Genomic DNA, 283 nt, shown 5'->3' on the forward strand with positions numbered 1-283 from the left:
TGATCGGAGTAGCTCTAGGCTGCGGGTTGTCGGGGATTTAGTCGCCATTAGATAAGTCTACCTATCGCTCGCTCAATCCTTTCCTTTGCGATAGAGAAATAATTTTCGTCTCGCTCAATACCGATAAAGTTCCGACCCGTGTTTACGCAAGCAACACCAGTAGTCCCGCTGCCCATGCAGTTGTCCAGAACCGTATCGCCGGAGTTCGTGTAGGTGCGAATGAGATACTCCATCAAGGCAACGGGTTTCTGGGTGGGGTGAACTGTCGAACCTTCGCTAGCGA

The 283-nt window shown here is 51.2% G+C and carries 1 protein-coding gene; it reads right to left on the reverse strand.

Going from position 1 to position 283, the window contains the following annotated elements; genetic code table 11:
* Positions 1-47 precede the first annotated feature (47 nt).
* The coding region (locus RMT89_RS42405) for a site-specific DNA-methyltransferase (RefSeq protein ID WP_315889094.1) at positions 48-283 on the reverse strand (236 nt) is incomplete at its 5' end.

Origin of the sequence: Streptomyces sp. P17 (genome assembly GCF_032436805.1) — a bacterium.
Lineage (GTDB): Bacteria > Actinomycetota > Actinomycetes > Streptomycetales > Streptomycetaceae > Streptomyces.